Source organism: Rhodococcus sp. NPDC127593 (assembly GCF_042671975.1).
Classification (GTDB): domain Bacteria; phylum Actinomycetota; class Actinomycetes; order Mycobacteriales; family Mycobacteriaceae; genus Rhodococcus_F.
Genome location: NZ_JBHXWI010000026.1, coordinates 35,044 through 54,830 on the forward strand (window position 1 = coordinate 35,044; position 19,787 = coordinate 54,830).

At 67.7% G+C, this 19,787-nt stretch carries 15 protein-coding genes; 3 read left to right on the forward strand and 12 right to left on the reverse strand.

Going from position 1 to position 19,787, the window contains the following annotated elements; translation table 11 throughout:
- Window positions 1–102 precede the first annotated feature (102 nt).
- The 8 genes from ACFVJ3_RS24005 to glf all read right to left on the reverse strand — a co-directional run bounded on the left by ACFVJ3_RS24005 (window position 103) and on the right by glf (window position 11,223).
- On the reverse strand, window positions 103–2,007 hold the full coding sequence (locus tag ACFVJ3_RS24005; RefSeq protein WP_378454420.1) for an alpha/beta hydrolase-fold protein: 1,905 nt from the start codon (window positions 2,005–2,007) through the stop codon (window positions 103–105).
- A gap of 131 nt (window positions 2,008–2,138) precedes the next feature.
- Entirely contained in the window at window positions 2,139–3,134 is a 996-nt protein-coding gene (locus ACFVJ3_RS24010) for an alpha/beta hydrolase (protein WP_378454421.1), read from the reverse strand.
- Window positions 3,135–3,420: 286 nt separating this feature from the next.
- Entirely contained in the window at window positions 3,421–4,431 is a 1,011-nt protein-coding gene (locus ACFVJ3_RS24015) for an alpha/beta hydrolase (protein WP_378454422.1), read from the reverse strand.
- 339 nt (window positions 4,432–4,770) lie between these two features.
- Window positions 4,771–6,690, reverse strand: coding sequence for a flagellar motor control protein ZomB (zomB, locus tag ACFVJ3_RS24020; protein WP_378454520.1), 1,920 nt, complete (start codon window positions 6,688–6,690; stop codon window positions 4,771–4,773).
- A gap of 1 nt (window position 6,691) precedes the next feature.
- Complete coding sequence (locus ACFVJ3_RS24025; protein ID WP_378454423.1) at window positions 6,692–7,597, reverse strand: decaprenyl-phosphate phosphoribosyltransferase; 906 nt, start codon at window positions 7,595–7,597, stop codon at window positions 6,692–6,694.
- Window positions 7,594–8,112, reverse strand: a complete 519-nt coding sequence (locus ACFVJ3_RS24030) for a phosphatase PAP2 family protein (protein ID WP_378454424.1) — start codon at window positions 8,110–8,112, stop codon at window positions 7,594–7,596. Before ACFVJ3_RS24030 ends, ACFVJ3_RS24025 begins: the two co-directional genes overlap by 4 nt.
- Window positions 8,093–10,009: a glycosyltransferase gene (locus tag ACFVJ3_RS24035; RefSeq protein ID WP_378454425.1), complete on the reverse strand. Its 1,917-nt coding sequence runs from the start codon at window positions 10,007–10,009 to the stop codon at window positions 8,093–8,095. Before ACFVJ3_RS24035 ends, ACFVJ3_RS24030 begins: the two co-directional genes overlap by 20 nt.
- Complete coding sequence (gene glf, locus ACFVJ3_RS24040; RefSeq protein WP_378454426.1) at window positions 10,006–11,223, reverse strand: UDP-galactopyranose mutase; 1,218 nt, start codon at window positions 11,221–11,223, stop codon at window positions 10,006–10,008. The genes ACFVJ3_RS24035 and glf overlap by 4 nt, the downstream gene beginning before the upstream one ends.
- 147 nt (window positions 11,224–11,370) lie before the next feature.
- Here glf and ACFVJ3_RS24045 point away from each other — a divergent pair, with 147 nt between their 5' ends.
- Complete coding sequence (locus tag ACFVJ3_RS24045) at window positions 11,371–12,495, forward strand: glycosyltransferase (protein WP_378454427.1); 1,125 nt, start codon at window positions 11,371–11,373, stop codon at window positions 12,493–12,495.
- Here the strand turns inward: ACFVJ3_RS24045 and ACFVJ3_RS24050 are convergent.
- Entirely contained in the window at window positions 12,492–14,066 is a 1,575-nt protein-coding gene (locus tag ACFVJ3_RS24050) for a SpoIID/LytB domain-containing protein (RefSeq protein WP_378454428.1), read from the reverse strand. The genes ACFVJ3_RS24045 and ACFVJ3_RS24050 overlap by 4 nt on opposite strands.
- A gap of 236 nt (window positions 14,067–14,302) precedes the next feature.
- Between ACFVJ3_RS24050 and ACFVJ3_RS24055 the strand changes: the two genes are divergently transcribed.
- Window positions 14,303–16,417: an N-acetylmuramoyl-L-alanine amidase gene (locus tag ACFVJ3_RS24055; RefSeq protein WP_378454429.1), complete on the forward strand. Its 2,115-nt coding sequence runs from the start codon at window positions 14,303–14,305 to the stop codon at window positions 16,415–16,417.
- A gap of 31 nt (window positions 16,418–16,448) precedes the next feature.
- On the opposite strand, the gene ACFVJ3_RS24060 is transcribed toward ACFVJ3_RS24055, so the two are convergent.
- Genes ACFVJ3_RS24060 through ACFVJ3_RS24070 form a run of 3 tightly spaced genes read right to left on the reverse strand, consistent with a single transcriptional unit; the run spans window position 16,449 to window position 18,813 of the window.
- The gene (locus ACFVJ3_RS24060; protein WP_378454430.1) at window positions 16,449–17,270 is read right to left on the reverse strand and encodes an HAD family hydrolase; all 822 of its coding nucleotides are present in this window, start codon (window positions 17,268–17,270) and stop codon (window positions 16,449–16,451) included.
- Window positions 17,271–17,314: 44 nt separating this feature from the next.
- Window positions 17,315–18,046 carry a lysophospholipid acyltransferase family protein gene (locus ACFVJ3_RS24065; RefSeq protein ID WP_378454521.1) on the reverse strand — a complete coding sequence of 244 codons (732 nt, stop codon included), beginning with the start codon at window positions 18,044–18,046 and terminating at the stop codon, window positions 17,315–17,317.
- An 11-nt stretch (window positions 18,047–18,057) separates the two neighbouring features.
- Window positions 18,058–18,813 (reverse strand): lysophospholipid acyltransferase family protein, encoded by a 756-nt coding sequence (locus ACFVJ3_RS24070; protein ID WP_378454431.1) that lies wholly within the window; start codon window positions 18,811–18,813, stop codon window positions 18,058–18,060.
- An 89-nt stretch (window positions 18,814–18,902) separates the two neighbouring features.
- Here ACFVJ3_RS24070 and ACFVJ3_RS24075 point away from each other — a divergent pair, with 89 nt between their 5' ends.
- A complete protein-coding gene (locus ACFVJ3_RS24075; RefSeq protein ID WP_378454432.1) occupies window positions 18,903–19,730 on the forward strand; it encodes a hypothetical protein in 828 nt (275 codons plus the stop codon).
- Window positions 19,731–19,787: the final 57 nt, after the last annotated feature.

The window sequence follows — 19,787 nt, forward strand, 5'->3', positions numbered from 1 at the left end:
TCGTTGTCTCTCGACAGGGTACAGACGCAGATCGGGCGGAAGCCTGGTCCGCCGGACCCGGCCCCGCCCGCTGCGCGTGAGATTTCTAGTGCTTTCCGGCCATCAGTGAATCTCGGCCTTGTTGTCGACCACTGTGACGTAACCGGTCTTGAAGTTCTGCTGGACGCCGCCGGGGATGGCGAACTTGTCGCTGATCGGGAACCCGAGCCGGCCGCCCTCGTACCCGGCGCTCTTCCACGCGTCGAAGATCGGTCCGTTCTCGACGGCCCACGCACCCGACAGCGGGCTCCAGTAGATGTTGCCGCCCTCGAACTGGTTGAACCGGCCGCCGTCCTTGACCGCGATCTCGCTGGTCTTCGCGAATCCGAGCCACCCACCCTCGTAACCGAGTTCGGCGTACTTGCCCATGATCATTCCCTGCACACTGTGTGTGCCGTTCGCGGGACTGAAGTACATGGCGCCGATCTCGAAGCCCTGCACCGCGCCGTCCTTGCCGGGCGTGGGAACTTCCTCGGCCACCGGGTATCCGAGCGGTCCGCCCTCCCAGCCCTGACGTGCCCACTCGTCGCGGATCGCACCGCGGACGGCGTGCGCCCCGGTCTGCGGCGACCAGTACACGGACCCGTGCTCGAAGTGGTTGAAGCGACCGCGACCGTCGGGGGTGCCCAGTTCGGGTGTCGTCGGGTAGCCGAGCGGCCCGCCCGGACCACCGGTCGCCTGGTAGACGCCGCCGATGGCGCCGGCCACCGGCTGTGCGCCGGTGTCGGATTTGGCGAAGATCCGGCCGTTGCGGAAGTCCTGGACCGTTCCGCCCGCGAGGCTGTACTCGGGGGTCAGGCAGTCGCCGATCCACGGGTTCGCACCGGCGACCCCGGCGATGGAACCGCCTGTGGTGCACACCGGCTTGTCGGGTTCGACGTCGACGGCGCCGGCGAGCTGCGGCCACAGCTGGTGGAGCTCGAACTGCCAGTACGGCCACGAGTGTGTGCCGGACGGCCGGTAGTTGACCTGGGCGGGGATGCCCAGTTTGTTGAGCTTGGTCGCGAAGGTCTGGGATGTGAGTCGCGAGAGGATTTCGAGCCCCATACCCGCGTAATTGGTGCTGACGCCCGGGATTCCGGACGGCTGGTCGTACGGGCCCGTGGTTCCGCTACCGCTGGAGATGTAGAGGCTGACGCCCTTGAGCTTGTCGGCCAGCAGGTAGGGGTCGTGCTCCTCCCACGCCGAGCTGGTCGGGGGACCCCACATCGCGTCCGCGTCGAACCCGCCCGCGTCGCTCATCGCGTAGGCGACGGCCTGCGGCATACCGAGCGCGGTGGTGGTGAGCATGCCCGACAGCGACGCGGCGAACTTGAAGAATCCCTGGTTGCGTGCCGCCAGGAACATGGCGGACGTGCCGCCCATCGAGAGTCCTATGACGCCGCGCGTCTGCGTGGTGCGCCAGTCGCTTTCGAGGATCGGGGGCAGTTCCTTCGTGAGGAACGTCTCCCACTGGTAGTTCTGACCGTTGTCCTGGGCCACCCAGTCGGAGTAGAAACTGGACTGGCCGCCGACCGGGAGGACGACGTTGATGTTCTTGTCGGCGAAGAACGACTCGGCGTCGGTCTCGAGGGTCCAGCCGTTCTCGTTGTCCTGTGCGCGGAGACCGTCGAGCATGTAGACGGACGGGAACTTCTCGGTGGGCTTCGAGTTCCAGTCGCGCGCAAGGAGCATCTGCACCTGGATCGGCACGCCCATCGACGGAGAGTTGATCCAGATCGCCACGCGACGGTCGGTGAGCCAGTCGACGTGATGGATCGTCGCGCCGCCCGGGGCCTGCGTGGCCACCGGAGCCTGCGCGGCGGCGGGCGCCGCATGGGCGACCGGCGCAGCCGAGACGGTGGCGGTCTGGGTGAACCCGACCGCCACCGGCACCACGAGCACAGCGGCAAGCGAGGCCAGCGTTCGCCTTCGAACATTTCCGGCAGACGAACGCTGACGTTCTGCCCTGAACAGGCCTACTCGCATGACGTTCACTCTCTCTCTGCGCGTCGAGACCAACACGGAGCACGGCCTCGCGTTCCGGTTCTTTCTACACGCAAACGACAGACGAGTGGGAGTGCCGCGCTGTTACAGCTGGTGCAATTGTTACTTCCGAGCTACCCGATCGTGTTGCCGAGGTCGCCGGCCAGATCGTGGATCTGCTGCTGCCAGTAACGCCACGTGTGGATGCCGCGGGGCGGGAAGCTGTAGGTGACGTTCTTCGCGCCGAGGGTGGCCATCTTGACCTGGAAGGCACGGGTGTTCGCCAGCGACAGTGCCTCGAGGCTCGCACCGGTGCTCGCGTTGAAGACGTCCATGAATCCGGTCGGTGCGGCTCCGCCGGGAGCGGGAATGCCGTTGGCGGCCGACACCCACAGGCGGGTGTTGTTGTCACGAAGCTTGTTCGCGAACACGAACGGGTCGTTGCGCAGCCACGCCGGGTTCCACGGCGGGCCCCACATCGCGTCGACGTTGTAACGGCCTGCGTCGAGCATCGCGATGCGGATGGCCTCACGCATGCCGGGAGCCGAGATGTTCAGGTAACCGGACAGCGAGCCCGCGTAGTTGAACTGCTCGGGGTGGTAGGCCGCGAGGGTCAGGGCGGCGCTGCCACCCATCGACAGGCCGATGACGCCGTTACGGGTGGACTGGAACCCGAGGCGGTTCGCCAGTGCGTCGCGAAGTTCTTGAGTGAGGAACGTCTCCCACTTGTACGGGGTCTTCTGGCCGTTGAGGTTCGAGTTCGACAACCAGTCGGAGTAGAAGCTGGACTGCCCGCCGACCGGCTGGACGACGTTGATGTTCTGCGAGGCGAGGAACGGGCCCGCGTCGGTGTTGACCTCCCAGCCGCTCAGATCGTCCTGCGCGCGCAAACCGTCGAGCAGGTAGACGACCCGGTTGGTGTTGCCGTCGGCGGCACGCCAGATGCGGCTCTTGATCGGTCCCATGGCGGAATCGACCCAGAAGTCCTGCGCCGCGGGGTCGAAGGCTGCGGATGCGGTTGCGCCTCCGCCCACCATGGTCACGCCCAGTGGCAGTGCGACCGCCAGAGCAATTGCGGCGGCGGTACGCCTGGCCCATCCGCTTGTTCTCGTCGAACCCCCAACTCGCATGAACTCGTCTTCCCTCCGCTTGTTTCGTCTCGCGCCGCGGCCGCGGCAACCTCTCGATAACTCTCGTGAAAATCTCACGTACAGACGCCACCCGCGCAGCGCTCGCTGCGCGGGTGGCGTCTCGACGGGATCACCTTACTGACAAAACGTTCCGTTGTGCACTCCCGGGGGAAGGCAATCCAGGGTTTCCCCTCACGTTCCCGGTCCGGGCACATGCACTCCGGAGCGCACGAGTGCCGCCCCGCCGGATCGGCGGGGCGGCCTTCGCCACGAAGGTGGTGTCAGATCACCAGGCGCCCAGTGTGTCCAGAATCTGGCCGCGCGCCTTGAACAGCTCCGAACCCCAGTACGGCCACGAGTGCGTGCCGTTGGCGGGGAAGTCGAAGGTGGCCGGGACACCGAGGGTGGCCAGACGCACCTGGAATGCGCGGGTGTTGGCCAGGGCGAGAGCCTCGAGGCCCATGCCGTTGGCGGTGTTGTAGTAGTCGATCGGAGCGCGCGGGTGGTCGAACTCACCGGGCAGACCGCTGGCAGCCGAGATGAACATCGACAGGCCGTTCAGACGCGGCGCGAACACGAACGGGTCGTTACGCAGCCACGCCGGGTTCCACGGCGGGCCCCACATCGAGTCGACGTTGAAGCGGCCGGCGTCGAGCATCGCGACGCGGATCGCCTCACGCATGCCGGGAGCCGAAATGTTCAGGTAGCCGGACAGCGAACCGGCGAACTTGAACTGGTCACGGTGGTATGCGGCGAGGGTCAGGGCGGCGCTGCCACCCATCGACAGGCCGAGGACGGCGTTGTTGGTGCGCGAGACGCCGTAGTTCGCCAGGAAGTCGGGCAGTTCCTGCGTCAGGAACGTCTCCCACTTGTACGTGACGGGCTGGCCGTTGAAGTTGCTCGCCGAGTACCAGTCCGAGTAGAAGCTGGACTCGCCACCGACGGGCATGACCAGGGTCACGTTGTCGTTGCGGTACTGGTCGATCGCGTTGGTCTCGAAGCTCCACGCGTTGCGGTCGTTGCGGGCGCGCAGGCCGTCGAGCAGGTACAGCGCGGAACTACCGCCGCGGGCTGCCCACTGGACCTGGACCTTGATCGGTCCCATGGAAGAGGGAACCCACAGTTCCTCGTAGCCACCAGCCGGCGCGGTCTTGGCGGGACCCGCGTGCGTCGGTGCTGCTGCGGCGACGGCTCCACCAGCGATTCCTGCGCCCACAGGCAGTACCAGTGCGACGGCGCCGATGGCCATCGCACGCTGCTTGAGGCGCTGAGACAACCTCGGTCTGGCAAAACGCATGAATACTGCTCACTCTCTTCGTCTGCGGACTCCGCCAACTGGGCGGCTCCGGCGGATTCCGTCGGGGAACAGGCGACCTGCCGGCCCGGGCATTGAAGCCGGGTCGGCAGCGGACCTCTTCCAAGTCACACTGCGCTTGGTGGACTGTATGTCACACAAAGTTCCCTGACAAACGCTCGCGGAGCGCTTTTCGGGGAACTTCCAGACCACCGTCAACGATGACTCATCATCGACGTACATCGTCGCCGACAGCTCCCGCGTTACACAAACGAGATCTGATGTTCCGACATCGAGATCTGCCCGGGACGCCGCAGTGACACACGCCCGGCCCGTTTCGCCCTATTTGGCCGGTTCCGGGAGGGGCGGCTCGAGATTGCATCGCTGAATTTCATATGCGGGCACTCGCTCGATTCGATAACTCGCGAAATGCAGCGCATCCTTGAAATTCTGTTTGAATCGCGGCCACGTCAGTTCCGACCGGTACGACGTCAGCAGGTCCTGAGTCTCGGGGCACGTGAGCGCGACCCGCGCCTCGGTCACCCATTCCTCGTCGAGGAATCCGGGCATCCACGGGTGCTTGTCGATCATTCCCGTGTCCACCACGACCCAGTCGGGGTAGAGGGCCTTGTCGTGCCCGATACGGCCGTCGTCCAACCGCTCGGTGTGCGCCGCCAGCGGGTAGGCGAGACCCATCTGGTCCAGCACCCGCACGTCGAGGCCGACGTTCATGCTCGTCATGCCGAGGTTCAGGAAGTACACGGTGTGGCCTGCGCCGCCGTCCGGGATCGGAAGGGGCGGAGGAACGACGAACCAGTACGTGTAGTCGGCGGACGGGATGAGCAGGCCGCCGTCGGGGGTGTCCGAGATGGTCTGGACCATGGCGCGCATCCGCGGGTAGTCCAGATAATCGTCCGCGCGAATCGGGTGCGCATGACCGGTGTTGAGAACGTAGAAGGCGCGTTCGTCGACAATTCCGGAACGTCCGATAACGACACCTTCCGGCATTCCCGTCGTGTTCGACGCGAAGAATGCCCACACGACGGTGCCGACCCACAGGAAAGCCATTGCGAGAAAAATCGACGATTCCCTGTTACGCCCCCACGCCACCTGGTCCGGAATTCGCACAGGAATTACGGCGACGGGAACGATGAAACAGAACAGAACGGGGAGAAGAACGCGGCCGTGCATGAAGTCGCCGCCGACGCGCAACGAGTACAGACCGAGGATCAGCCCGCTCGCGAGAATGAAGACGACGACGGCATTCTGCGTCCGCAGCCATCCGCGCAGGCGCGTCAGCCGATTCCCCTCGGTGTGACGAACACCATCTTCGATGGACTTGTCCCGGCCGCGCCAGGCGATCACGGCGCCGGCGAAAAGGAAAACCAGCGGCAGCCACAGCAGGTACGGGCCGAGCAGATTCCAGAGATAGGCGAAACCCTGCGACCACTTGGCGCCGCCGGCGTCCTTCGACACCGCGGTGTTGGGGTACGGGAGGGCGTAGTAGCCCATGCGCCAGATCTGGTAGCCCACCGGAACGATGCCGGCGACGAACACCATCGCCACGCGCACCACCCAGGTGAGACCGGGCGCGAGGAAGATCATCGCCAGCGACAGCACACCCAGGATCGCCAGCTCGGGGCGCACGAGGGGCCCCATGCCCGCGATGAACGAGAGCACGAGCACCGAGGTGGTGGACGGCGTGGCCGCCTGACTCCATCGGACCAGCAGCAGCCAGAGCAGCGCGATCCAGAAGATGACGAGGCAGCTTTCGAGACCCGACGTCGCGAAGTCGCGGGCCGGGGGCACCGCGATGTAGACGAGCACACCGGCGGGCATCAGGAACAGCGTGCCGCCGCCGGCGAAGGACCCACCGCGGTACAGGCGCGCGGTGCCGAACATGGCGAGCACGATCGCCGCCGTGGACAGGATCAGCGCGATCGTCAGGACGACGTATTCGAGCCGGGCCTGGGAGAGCCAGCTGAACGCGTAGACGATGTACGTCCACGCGGTGCTGGTGTTGGCCTCGACACGCTCGCCCGAGTTGAAGACCGGACCGTTGCCTGCGAGGAGGTTGCGGACCGTGCGCAGCACGATCAGGCCGTCGTCGGCAATCCATCTCCGTTCCCAGGCGCCCCAGAACATCAGGAGGGCCGAGATGGCCACACCCCCGAGGAAGACCACCCTCGAGAGGATGGCCTTCCGGTGGCGTTCGGTGGTCCGCTCCGCGGCGGCGTCCGAGTCCTCGGCGCCTCCTACCAAGTCAGACGAGGTAGACAGCGACACCCACCACTCCGATCCAGGCAATCGCGAGGAGTTGGAGCACGCGGTCGCCCAGCGCGATCTCCTCGGGCTCCCCCGCCTCGCCGCCGTCGACGTCCACGGCATAACGCAGGATCGCGATGGTGAACGGCACCATGGAGATGGCGTACCAGTTGGTGGCCTTCAGGTCGTCCTGCTGGAACGCCCACAGTCCGTAGCAGAGCACGACCGCGGTGGCGCTGAGCGTCCAGACGAAACGCAGGTACGTCGTGGTGTAATTCTCGAGGGACTTGCGGATCTTCGCACCGGTGCGCTCGGCGAGCTGCAGTTCGGCGTACCGCTTACCGGCCGCCATGAACAGCGAACCGAATGCCATAACGAGCAGGAACCACTGCGACAGTGCGATCTCTGCGGCGACACCACCGGCGATGGCACGCAGCAGGAACCCGGACGAGACGATGCAGATGTCGAGGACGGCCTGGTGTTTGAGACCGAAGCAGTAGGCCAGCTGGATGCCGATGTAGACGGCCATCACGACCGCCAGCTGCCAGTTGGCGAGGAACGACAGGGCGAGCGACCCGCCGAGCAGCACGACCGCCATCCCGAACGCCAGGTTGACGGGGAGCACACCCGCCGCGATGGGGCGGAATCGCTTGGTGGGGTGCGCGCGGTCGGCCTCGACGTCCATCGCGTCGTTGACGAGATAGATGCCGGACGCTGCCATGCAGAACACCACGAAGGCGAGTGCGACGGGAAGCAGGACGTCGGATTCCGTCGCAGTGCCCGCTGCGATGGGAGCTGCGAGTACCAGGACGTTCTTGACCCACTGACGCGGGCGGACAGCCTTGACGATGCCTGCCGCCAGGGATGTCGGGGGTCCGGTGACGACGGCCGGTTCCTCGCTCATTTCTCTCCAAACTTCTGCTCGGCCTTCAGCACCGCGACCGCAGAGGCGGCCCCCAGGGCAGATCCGGCGAGCACATCGGTCGGGTAGTGCACTCCCAGAACGAGCCGGGAGAGCAGCATCGGCGGTACCAACAACGCAGGCAAGGGTAGCCCGGTGAGACGGCCGAGCAGCACGGCAGCCGCTGTGGTGGACGTCGCGTGCGACGACGGGAAGCTCAATTTGCTGGGCGTCGACACGTTGACCTGGATCGACGGGTCGTTCGGCCGGGGGCGGCGGACGATGCGTTTGATCACGATCGACGCCGCGTGGGCGCCGACGGCACCCACCGCGACTCCCGCCCACTGCCGGCGGCGAGGCTTGTCGAGCGCCGCGCCGATGCCGGCAACGGCCACCCACCCGAGGGCGTGCTCACCGAAGTGGGACATACCCCGTGCGGTCGAGACGACGCCGGGACGGCTCGCGATCGTCGACTGGACGGCCTGCAGGATCTGGATCTCACTTGATGCCGAAGACACGTTCCCACCTCTCCTTACTGGTCAGCGCAGGAACGGCGTCCTGGTACTCGCGCTTGAGTTCGGGGAACCGCTGGGCCAGTTCGCGGCGCAGCCGGATCGCTTCCTTCAGCAGCGCGAGCGCCAGCTTGGGGTTGCGCTTGCGGTAGACCACTCCTCGCCCGTCCGCGGTGGTGACGGTGACGCCGTCCACCTGCGACAGCAGGAACCAGCGCGCGTCGATTGTGGGCACGTTGAGCTGGGGACGCTCGTGGTGCTGCTCGTGCGCGGGCTTCACGTTGTGGACCAGGCCCTTGCCGAGGCGCACGATCTTCGCGAGCGGGTTCGTCGGCAGGCCGACCGCGCCGACTTCCTCACCGGAGGGCATCGGCAGGCTCGTCGACGACGGCAGCACGACGGCGTCCGGGTACTCCTTGCGCATCGCGTGGACGTTGCCGAGCGCGGTCGGGAGCAGTTCGAAGATGTGCTCGGGGCCCTGCAGGAAGTCGGCGATGGCTTGGTTCTGGATCGCGACGGTCGAGTATTCGAGGCACAGCAGGTGCTTGATCGTGGCCTTGACGGTGTTGATCACGAGTCCACGGCCGTTGCCCGGCATGTGCAGCGACGCGACGACGAGCCGGTTCCGCAGGTGGAAGTACGCCTGCCAGTCGATGGCGTCGTCCTTGTCACTCCACGCCATGTGCCAGATCGCGGCACCGGGCATGGTGACGGTCGGGTAGCCGGCATTCCGGGCACGCAGACCGTATTCGGCATCGTCCCATTTGATGAACAGCGGCAGCGGCTGACCGAGTTCCTCGGCGGCCTGCCGCGGGATCATGCACATCCACCAGCCGTTGTAGTCGACGTCGATCCGGCGGTGCAGCAGCCGGGAGTTCTCGCGGTCGCTCAGCGGGTAGCGGGAGAAGTCGTGGTCGTACTCGACGTTCGGTGCGGCCGTCCACATGAAAATACTGCGGTCGACGACCTCGCCCATCGAGTGCAGGTGACTGCGCTCCTGGAGGTTCAGCATCTGTCCGCCGACGAGCATCGGCGACTTCGCGAACCGCGACATCGCCAGTGCGCGCAGGATCGAGTCGGGCTCGATCTCGATGTCGTCGTCCATGAACAGGATGTGCTGGCAGTCGGTGGTCTTCAGCGCCTCGTACATGATCCGGCTGTAGCCGCCGGACCCGCCGAGGTTCGCCTGGTCGTGGATGGCGAGCCGGTCGCCGAGCGCTTCGGCGGCCTCCGTAAAGCCGGGCTCGTCCCTGACCTTGCGGGTGCCCTGGTCCGGGATGATGACGGCCTTGACCACGTCCATGACGAGCTCGTCGGACGCCAGCGCCGTCAGTGCCTTGACGCAGTCGGTCGGCCGGTTGAACGTGGGGATGCCGACGGCGACGGTGGCCGCACCGGGGGCGTCGACCGGCGCGTACCAGCCGGCGCTCTCCAGCACGACCTCGGTGTCGGTGGTGATGTCGAACCAGATCCAGCCGCCGTCCTCGAACGGGGCGAGTTCGATCTCGAACTCCAGCGCGGCGTCGCCGTCCTGGAACTCGCGGCCCTCGACGTGGATGCGCGACGAGTCGGCCTTGGAGCGGTACACGTCGATGCGGCAGTGCCCCGACAGCTCGAGACGCAGCACCACGGAGTTCAGGGTGCTCCACCGGCGCCAGTAGCTGGCCGGGAACGCGTTGAAGTAGGTGCAGAACGACGCCTCCGCCTCGGCGCCGACCGACAGCGACGTGCGCGACAGCGAATGCGCGCGGCGGCTGTTGGTCTTCGCCTCCTCCAGGTAGAGGGTGCGGACGTCGAGCGGCTCGCCGGCGCGCGGCAGGATCACCCGCTGCAGCAGCGACTTGCCGAGTAACGGGGCGTCTTCGGTGACCTTCTCGGATTCGAGCAGATGTCGGGCGCTCATTCGGCATCCCCCACGAGGGCCGCACCGGATTCGAAGTGCGGACGCAGGGAGTTGTCGAACATCGCCAGCGCGCTGGCGATCGCCATGTGCATGTCCAGGTACTGGTAGGTGCCGAGACGGCCACCGAACAGGACCTTGCTCGACGCCATCTCCTCCTTCGCGCGGTCGCGGTAGGCGGCGAGCATCGCGCGGTCGTCGGGGGTGTTGATCGGGTAGTACGGCTCGTCCTTGCTCTCCGCGAACCGCGAGAACTCCCGCATGATGACCGTCTTGTCCTTCGGGTAGTCCCGCTCCGGGTGGAAGTGGCGGAACTCGTGGATCCGGGTGAAGGGCACGTCGGCGTCGTTGTAGTTCATGACCGGGGTTCCCTGGAAGTCACCGGTCTCGAGTACCTCGGTCTCGAAGTCGAGGGTGCGCCAGCCCAGCTCGCCCTCGGAGTAGTCGAAGTAGCGGTCGAGGGGGCCGGTGTAGACGACGGGGGCGTCGGGGCTCTCGGCGCGCAGGTCGTCGCGGACGTCGAACCAGTCGGTCTCGAGCCGGACCTCGATCTTCGGGTCCTTCGCCATGTTCTCGAGCCACGCGGTGTAGCCGTCGACGGGCAGGCCCTCGTACGTGTCGTTGAAGTAGCGGTTGTCGAACGTGTACCGCACCGGCAGTCGTGTGATGTTGCCCGCGGGCAGGTTCTTGGGGTCCGTCTGCCACTGCTTGGCGGTGTAGTCGCGCACGAACGCCTCGTACAGCGGCCGCCCGATCAGGGAGATCGCCTTCTCCTCCAAGTTGGACGCAGACCCCGAGTCGATCTCGCTGGACTGTTCGGCGATCAGCTTCCGCGCCTCGTCCGGGGTGAAGTAGCGCCCGAAGAACTGCGACACCAGCCCCAGCCCCATCGGGAACTGGTACGCCTGCCCCTTGTGCAGCGCGAACACGCGGTGCTGGTAGCTGGTGAATTCGGTGAACTGGGTGACGTAGTCCCACACCCTCTTGTTCGAGGTGTGGAACAGGTGCGCACCGTACTTGTGGATCTCGATGCCGGTCTCGGGCTCGGCCTCCGAATAGGCGTTTCCGCCCAGGTGATGACGACGGTCGAGCACCAGCACACGCTTACCCAGCTGTGTTGCTGCACGCTCGGCGACGGTCAGTCCGAAAAATCCGGAGCCGACGACGATGAGGTCGTACCGGCCAGGGGCGGTTGTCTCTGGGGTTGCAGCGGTCACGATGAACCAGGGTAAGCGACTCCGCCGCCCGTGCGCGGCCAAGGGGGGCAAGCACCCCCTCGGCACACACGAGGAGTTCTCCCTGTATTCACTGGTTCTGCAGGCCTCGTTGTTCCCGCCGACGCGGCGATCGCGCTTGATGAGCGGGTGCGCATCGTCCAGCTGGCGAACTTCTACGGACCGCGGTCGGGTGGGCTTCGCACCGCCCTCCACAACTGGGGTCAGGGGTACGTCGAACGCGGCCACGAGGTGATCCTCGTCGTCCCAGGTCAGCGCGACTGCGAGGAGCTGTTGCCGAGCGGGGTCCTGCGGATCACCCGGTCTGCTCCCGTCATCCCCGCGACCGGGGGTTATCGCGTGGTCAATCCGCGGCGCGTGGCCGACGTCGTCAGCGGTCTGCGGCCCGACGTCCTGGAGGTGTCCGACCGGCTCACACTGCGCGGTTTCGGGGGCTGGGCCCGGGATCGCGGGGTGCGCAGTGTGGTCGTGTCACACGAACGCCTCGACCGGTTGCTCGGCCAGCTCGCTCCGCGCCGCGTGGCCCGCGGCTGGGCCGATGTCGCGAACCGACGGATGGCCCGCAACTACGACGCCGTCGTCTGCACGACGGACTTCGCGAGCGAGGAGTTCACCCGGATCGGGGCCCCAAACCTGCACCGGGTTCCGCTCGGTGTGGATCTCACGATGTTCCACCCCGGCAAACACGACCAGGTGATGCGCGACTCGTTCGCCGACCCGGCGCAGCGTTTCCTTCTGCACTGCGGCCGGCTGTCGATGGAGAAGCAGGTGGAACGGAGCATCGACGCCGTCCGGCTGTTGCGGCGGCAGGGTCACGACGCCCGGCTCGTCATCGCCGGGGACGGGCCGCGGCGCGAGGCGCTGCAGTACCGGGCGCGTGGGCTCCCCGTGCACTTCACCGGGTTCATCAGCGACAAGGGCCGCCTGGCGTCGCTGTTCGCGTCGGCGGACGTGTCGCTGGCGCCGGGACCGCACGAGACGTTCTGCCTGTCGGCGCTCGAGTCGCTGGCGGCGGGCACCCCGGTGGTCGCGTCACAGTCGTCGGCGCTCGCCGAGATCATCACACCCGGCTGCGGCGCCCTGGCCCGGGACCGGGGTCCCGCGTTCGCCGAAGCGGTGAGCGGCATTCTCGCGATCCCCTCGCGCACGCGCCGGGCGTCGGCCCGGCGGCGGGCCGAGGACTTCGGCTGGGGCGAGTCCGTCGACGGGATGCTCGCCGTGCTCGAGGGGACCGGTCCGCTCTGCTCCGGCTAGCTGCCGCCCGTCGGTAACCACTCGCGCAGCACACTGGCGTCGATCACCTGCGCGCCCAGCTTCTTCGTCCAGATGATGGTTCCGTTGGTGTACATCCGGAACTTCCCAGCCTCCGACGGCAGCATCAGCTCGGGACCGATCGGCGCTCCCAGCGTGCTGTTGACGCCGCCGAGTTCCTTGTACTTCTCGGCGATCGGCGAACCCTCGGTGGTGCCGACGGTGTCCTCGTCCTCACCCGCGGACGCGAGGGTGGACTCGGGCTCGGGAGCGGCCGGCGGCGCGGGGACGCCGAGTCCGTCACCGACCGTGAACCAGTCGGACTTGAGCTTCAGCTTCGACCTCGCCTCGGCGCCCGTCGCCTCGGCGGTGCCCGACGATCCGACCACCTTCACACCCGTGACGCGTCCGCCGCCGACTCCGAAGTTGTTGCGGGTGACCACCTCGAACGATTCGAGTTCCCCCACGTTGAACGCGGACGCGATGTCGCCCGCGGTGAGGGTTACGGTCCAGTCGTGGTTCGGCGATACCGTGTCGCCCTGGTCCTCGACGGCCGGGAACTCGCCGCCTGCGGTGTATCCACCTGTCGACGAAGAGAATTCGGCGGCGACGGGCTTGTTGTCCTTCGTCAGGATCATGCCCTTGGTGGAACGGACGGCGTCGGTGGTCCGCGGGTCTTCCTTCGCGGAACCCCCGTACACCTGGCAGCTCTGGGTGTCGCAGGTCTTCGCGTACTCTTCCCGGTTCTCGGCGGCGGCGTAGGAGCGGGCCGCGACGGCCTGCGCCCGAAGCGCCTCGGCCCCACCGGTGTCGGCCCAGCCGGCTTTCGCCTCGGCGGGCACGACACCCAGGAGGTAGTCGTCCATGTCGAGGACGTTGACGGTGCGCACGGCGGCGCCGTCGAGCGCGACCCCGAGGGCTCCGCGGTAGGGGGTGTCACCGGCGCAGAGCTTGAGGTGCTCGTTCGCGGGACGGTCCGGGGTCAGGTCGATCGGGTCCACCCACGGGTGGTCGGTGGCGTCCTGCCACAGGACCTCGCCTGCACATCCGCGGGTGACCACGACGTTGGCGCCGCCGTCGGCGGTCGGCGTGAGGTGGACGGCCTCCCCCGGTCCGATGGGCTTGCCCGCGACGACGGCGCCGGCGTCGGAGTAGACGTCGAGCGGCTGATCGTCACGCGCCTGCAGCCGGACGCTGATCTGTGCGTCGGCGAGGGTGCCGAGTGTGGTGCCGCCGTAGTAGTGGCCGAGGATGCGTTCGGCCGCCCATCCCTGATCCTTCGCGTATCCGTAGGCGCCCCACTGGCCCATTCCGCGGCCGTGGCCGTTGCCGTGCCCGGACAGCGTGAACGGCGTGTCGGAGGCGACGGTTGCCCGGATGTCCTGGCCGGAGGAGCGCAGATGCACGACGACGCCGGTGACGGCGCCGACGACGAGGACGGGTGCGATGCCGAGCGCCGACGCGCGCAGGACTCTTGCCTTGAATCCGCGCGGGGCGGGAGGGCCCGCGATGTACCGCCTCCTGCGGGTCCAGGCAGGTCTACCTGCACGAACCCCGAATTCGGTCTTCGCCATCAGTGCACTCCTCATCGCTGAACAACGAGCGCTGAGACGGGGCGTGCACCTCGTCTCAGCGGGTCCGGGAAATTCGAGATAAAGTCTCAATGTAAGGTTGAGCGTTATGGACCTGTGGGACTAGTGTGGCAAGAGTGGTTGGAGTTAGCAACAACAGCCTCTTCAGTCACACAAGTATCACGAGTTGCAGACACGCGAGGTCGCTCGCAGGAAACTACAACTGAGGAGAGTCCCCCTTGCCGCACCGTCGACCGAAGCCCTCGATCGTCCTCGGGGCTGTCGCCGCTCTGGCTGTCGCAAGTCCCGTTGCGGTCTACGGCATCAGTAGCGCACCCTCCGACGTCAAATCCACGAACGAAACCTCCAACTCCGCCGTGTCCACCGAGATCGCCCAGGTAGTGCTGTCGCAGATCCCCGACATCGTGATTCCGCTGAAGGAACTGACCGGGCTGCCCCTGCCCGACGTCAACATCGGCGACCTCCGGAACCTGAAGATCCCGCCGTACCTCCACATCCCCAGCAACGTGCAGCTCCCCGGCGGAATCCAGATACCGAGCCTGCAGATCCCACTGAAGATCCCCGCCCCGGGTGACGTCTCCGACCCCGCGATCCTGCCCCCGGCCGATCAGCAGCCCGGCGCGATCGTCAAGGAACTGTCCCGCGACACCCCGTTCAGCATGGTGGCGCTCACCTCCGAGACCCTCGCGTCCGCGGAGTCGAAGGTCCGTGCGCTGCAGGCCGACGGAACGTGGGGGCAATGGGTCTCCCCCGACATGATCGACACGCGCCGCACCGACAAGACGGCGTCGGACGGCAGGGTCGCCACCGAACCCGTCTACGTCGGGCTGACCAAGGCGATCCAGATCCTGACCCCCACCTCGACGCCCGCACCGGCAGGCGCACCCGCGCCCGGCCCGGTTCCCGCTCCCGCCCCGGCACCCGAAGCCCCTGCTCCCGCGCCGGCTCCCGCCGCCGCCGGGGCCGCACCGCTCGGTTACACCCCCGCCGCCGTCAACACGCCGTTGCGGCAGCAGCCCGCACGCGCGGGCGCCGACGACGTCACGGCCGTACTCATCGAACCGGGCAGCGGCCCCGGCGACGCGACGCTCGGCGACATCGCGAGCCCGCTCGACAGCGGCGGTCCCAAGGTCATCAGCCGCCAGCAGTGGGGCGCCGACGAGTCCATCCGGTGCCAGGATCCCGACTACGACGACTTCATCGGCGGTGCCACCGTGCATCACACCGCGGGAGCCAACGACTACTCGAAGGCCGAATCGGCGGAGATCGTCCGCGCGATCTACGCCTATCACGCGCAGACGCTCGGCTGGTGCGACATCGGTTACAACGCCCTGGTCGACAAGTACGGCCAGATCTTCGAGGGTCGCGCGGGCGGTCTCGACCGTCCGGTCCAGGGCGCGCACGCCGGCGGGTTCAACGAGAACACCACCGGAGTCGCGATGATGGGCGACTTCTCGTCCGAGGATCCGCCGCAGGCCACCCTCGACGCCGTCGGCAAGTTCCTGGGCTGGAAGCTCGGCAAGGCCGGACTCGACCCGCTCGGTGAGACGACGATGTACTCCGAGGGCACCGAATTCACTCCCTACGCGGAGGGTGAGGCGGTCGATCTTCCGGTGATCTTCGCGCACCGCGATGTCGGCAACACGTCCTGCCCGGGCGACGCGGCGTACTCACACATGGACGAGATCCGGCAGATCGCGGCGGCCAGCCTCGGTGGCGGCAACGCGTCGCCGGCCTCGGACGCACCCTCGGGTGAGGCTCCGGCGCCCTCCGGCGGACCCGGCACGGACGCCAGCTCCAGCCTCGGCGCCGGACTCCCCGCCCTGGTCAACGAACTGCTGCGGCTCACCGACCCGTCGCCGGTCGCCCAGAAGTGGGTGGCGGAAGGCGGCGACACCGGCCGGCTCGGCCAGGCCCTCAGCGGACTGCTGCAGGCGAAGGCCGGGAACTCGGGCGCACAGTTCGCCAACGGCGCCATCTTCACCTCGCCCAACGGCGGTGTGTGGGCGGTCCTCGGACAGATCTTCAAGACGTGGCAGAACCTCGGAGCCGACAACGGCGAACTGGGCCTGCCGACCAGTGACGAGTACGCGATCCCGGGCGGTCTGCGCACCGACTTCGAGAACGGTTCGCTGATCTTCAACGAGATCACCGGCATCGTCACCAAGGTGTTGAAGACCTACAACGACACCTACGCGGAGGCCTACGCGAACGGTGCCCCGGTCGATGCCGCAGCTCCGGTCGCACCGCCCGCGGACCCGGCGTTGGTTCCGCCGGCTCCAGCCGAGCCCGCTCCTGCTCCCGTCGAGCCGGCACCGGTACCGGCCGGCTGATCGGGTTTCACCCTCTCGGGCGCTGGTGGTCTCAGGACCACCAGCGCTCGAGTACTTTCGCGACCCCGTCGTCCCAGTTGGTGGCCGTTACCTCGTCGGCGGCGGCCTTGGCGTCGGGGTGCGCGTTCTCGACGGCGACACCCCGGCCCGCGAGGTTCAGCATCGGAATGTCGTTGGGCATGTCACCGAAGGCCACGATCCGCGACGCCGTCACGCCGAGTCGTTCCGCTACCAGCGCGAGACCCGACGCCTTCGTGATTCCCGACGCCGACAGCTCGATCAGCCCGTTGTCGGTGGAGAACGTGACGTCGGCCCGGCGACCGATGTGCGGCGCCAGCGCGTCGACCATCGCCTGACTGGACATTTCTGGCACCCGGATCAGCAGCTTCACCGCGGGGGCCGCGACGACCTCGTTCTCGGACATCTCGGTGTTGTCGGGGTTGAGCCAGGCGTGCTGGTACCCGGGCGAGCTCACGAACTGCGGTGTCGCGGCGTCGTGCGCGCTGACCCCGACGCGCTCCGCCGCGAGCCCGGCGCCGGGCAGCACGCGGAGCGCGATCTCCGACAGCCAGGTGAGAGTCTCCACGTCGAGGGTCGCGGCGCTGAGCACGCGGTCGCTGTCGCTGTCGTAGATGACGGCGCCGTTCGCGCAGACGGCGAGCGGCGCGTAACCGAGGCCCTCGACCACGGGATGGATCCAGCGCGGGGGCCGGCCGGTGGCCAGCACGAAGGGAGTTCCCGACGCGACCACCGACGCGACGGCGTCGCGGGTGCGGGCGCTGATGCGCTCGTCCTCCCCGATCAGGGTGCCGTCGACATCGGACGCTACAAGGCTCGGTCGGTCTGGGCTCACCCAGCCATTCTGCCTGCCGGGTCCGCGACGCCGACCGGCGGCCGTTACCGGGCCCGGCGTTCCTCGGCTTCGCGGCGGTCCATCTCGGTGGCCTCCTCGATCGTCGGCGCACTGCCGCCGAGTCGCCGGGGCACCCAGTAGGCGCCCGCCGGATGGTCGAATCCGTCCTGCACCCGGCGCAGGATCGCGTCCATCTCCGTGTGCAGGGTGTCGGTGAGGGCCTCCGCCGGTTCCCGCGGCTCGATCGGCCTGCCGACCTCGACGGTCACCGGGAAACGATGCCGCCCAGGTTGTCTCGGCTGCCCCTTGGTGGCGATTCGCTGAGCGCCCCACACGATGACGGGCACGATCGGCACCCGGGCGTCGATCGCCATGCGCGCCGCACCCGACTTCAGTTCCTTGATCTCGAAGCTCCGGCTGATGGTCGCCTCCGGGTAGACGCCCACCAGTTCGCCCTCGCGCAGCCGCTCCACCGCGGCGAGGTAGGCACCGGCGCCGGCGGTCCGGTCGACCGGGATGACCCCGCACCCGCGCATCAGGAACGCCATCACCCTGTTGTTCGCGAGTTCAACCTTGGCCATGAGCCGCAGTTTGCGGTCCACCGCACCGACCGCCAGTGCCAACTGCACGAAGTCCAGGTATCCGGTGTGATTGACCGCGAGCACCGCACCACCCTCGGTGGGGATGTTGTCGAGGCCTACTCGCGTCACCCTCAACCCCTGGAACAGGGACAACGCCTTGGCCGTCGACTCGACAGCCGTGTAGACAGGCTCCACCGCCACCTTCTCTAGCTACCGGTCTCCCGGGCCCGACGGGACTGCGCCTTCGCCTCGGCGTCGGCAGCGTCCATTTTGTTCGCTTCGTCGAGCGTCGGCGCACTGCCACCGAGGCGCGCGGGCACCCAGTACTCGCCGGCCGGGTGGTCGTAGCCCTGCTGGAGGTCGGCGAGCATCGTCGTCATCGTGGCGTGCAGCTTCTCGGTCAGCTCGGATGCGGGTTCGAACGGCTGGATCGGCTCGCCGACGGCGATCGAGATGGGAGTGTTCGTGCGGCCCAGCCGCTTCGGGAACCCCTTGGTCCACACCCGCTGCGCACCCCAGATGACCACCGGGACGATCGGCACATTCGCCTCGATCGCCATGCGCGCGGCACCCGACTTGAATTCCTTGATCTCGAAGCTCCGGCTGATGGTGGCCTCCGGGTAGACGCCCACCAGTTCGCCGCGGCGCAGGAAGTCGACGGCCGCCTTGTACGAATCCGAACCGGCGGCCCGGTCGACCGGAATGTGCTTGAGCGCGCGCATGATCGGGCCTGAGATCTTGTTGTCGAACACTTCCTTCTTCGCCATGAAGCGGACGTACCGCTTCACCCTGCGGGCCGGAAGTCCGGCGTAGGTGAAGTCCATGTAGCCGGTGTGATTGATCGCGATCACCGCCCCACCCGTCGACGGAATGTGCTGATCGCCCTTGACCGTGAACTTCAGCCCCTCGAGGGCGAATACGGTGCGGGCAATGCCGATGACGGTTCGGTAGACGGGTTCCACAATCGGCTAGCGTAGCCGGGTATCCGCGATCTGGCCCGCCGTCGGGGACGGACATTCGGTGGGGAGTCGAGAGAAAGGGCGCGCTGGAGATGGGTGGCAGGGGCAGGAGGGCGCTCATCGCGCCGGTCGTCGCGGTGATCCTCGGCGCGGGGGTGGCGTGCGATTCGCAGTCCGGCATCCCGACGGAGGAGCCCCCGGCCGACACCGTTTCCGCGCCCACGACCGCGGCAGAGCCCACGACCACCGCACCGCCTGCCCCGGTGCCGCAGGTGATCGTCGGTGAGGTGCCCGGCAACCCCGCAGCGGTCGACGCCGTCCGTGCCTGGGCCGCCGACCTGGTCACCCGGCCCGACACCGTCCCCGCGAAATGCTGGACGCTGCCGCCCGCCCAGGCCGCCGACCAGTACGCCGACACGTCCGCGATCCTCGAGGCGCTCGCGCAACCCGGCGTCGACGGACAGTTCGCCGTGTCGTGGACCGGCGGCGGCACCACGGTGTCCGCCAAACGCAGCGAGATCGCGTCCGGCTACGCCTGCCCGCACGTCCACCCCGCCGGGACCGTCGACTTCTACACGCCCACCGACGCCGAGTACGCCGTCACCCGATTCCTGTCGCGGGAATCGGGCGCGCCGGTGAACAGGGCGGACACCGAGACCGCCTACCCGCTGATCTGCCCCGGCTTCAGCCCGTGGGACCCGTCCGGCACCGGCAACGGCGGCCGGCCGCCGCTCCAGCTCGACCCCGACGTCCTGGCCGGGACCACGGCGTTCGCCGCCGACGCGATGACCGCCACACCGGTCCGCGGCGACTACCTGGAAGTGGCCGTTCCCGTCACCGACGTGTCCGGTGCGACGAGCACCAGGCAGGTCACGCTGTCCATCGGCCCCGACGGCTACTGCCTGGGCGAAGTGACCTGACAGCACGTGAGTGGCGATGTGTGCTGGAGCGCGCATTGTCACTCACCTGGGGGGAAC

Bases quoted from the DNA above. Each gene is read 5' to 3' on its own strand.
- ACFVJ3_RS24005 (WP_378454420.1), bottom strand. From the start codon at position 2,007: ATGCGAGTAGGCCTGTTCAGGGCAGAACGTCAGCGTTCGTCTGCCGGA.
- ACFVJ3_RS24010 (WP_378454421.1), bottom strand. From the start codon at position 3,134: ATGCGAGTTGGGGGTTCGACGAGAACAAGCGGATGGGCCAGGCGTACC.
- ACFVJ3_RS24015 (WP_378454422.1), bottom strand. From the start codon at position 4,431: ATGCGTTTTGCCAGACCGAGGTTGTCTCAGCGCCTCAAGCAGCGTGCG.
- ACFVJ3_RS24025 (WP_378454423.1), bottom strand. From the start codon at position 7,597: ATGAGCGAGGAACCGGCCGTCGTCACCGGACCCCCGACATCCCTGGCG.
- ACFVJ3_RS24035 (WP_378454425.1), bottom strand. From the start codon at position 10,009: ATGAGCGCCCGACATCTGCTCGAATCCGAGAAGGTCACCGAAGACGCC.
- ACFVJ3_RS24050 (WP_378454428.1), bottom strand. From the start codon at position 14,066: ATGGCGAAGACCGAATTCGGGGTTCGTGCAGGTAGACCTGCCTGGACC.
- ACFVJ3_RS24075 (WP_378454432.1), top strand. From the start codon at position 18,903: ATGGGTGGCAGGGGCAGGAGGGCGCTCATCGCGCCGGTCGTCGCGGTG.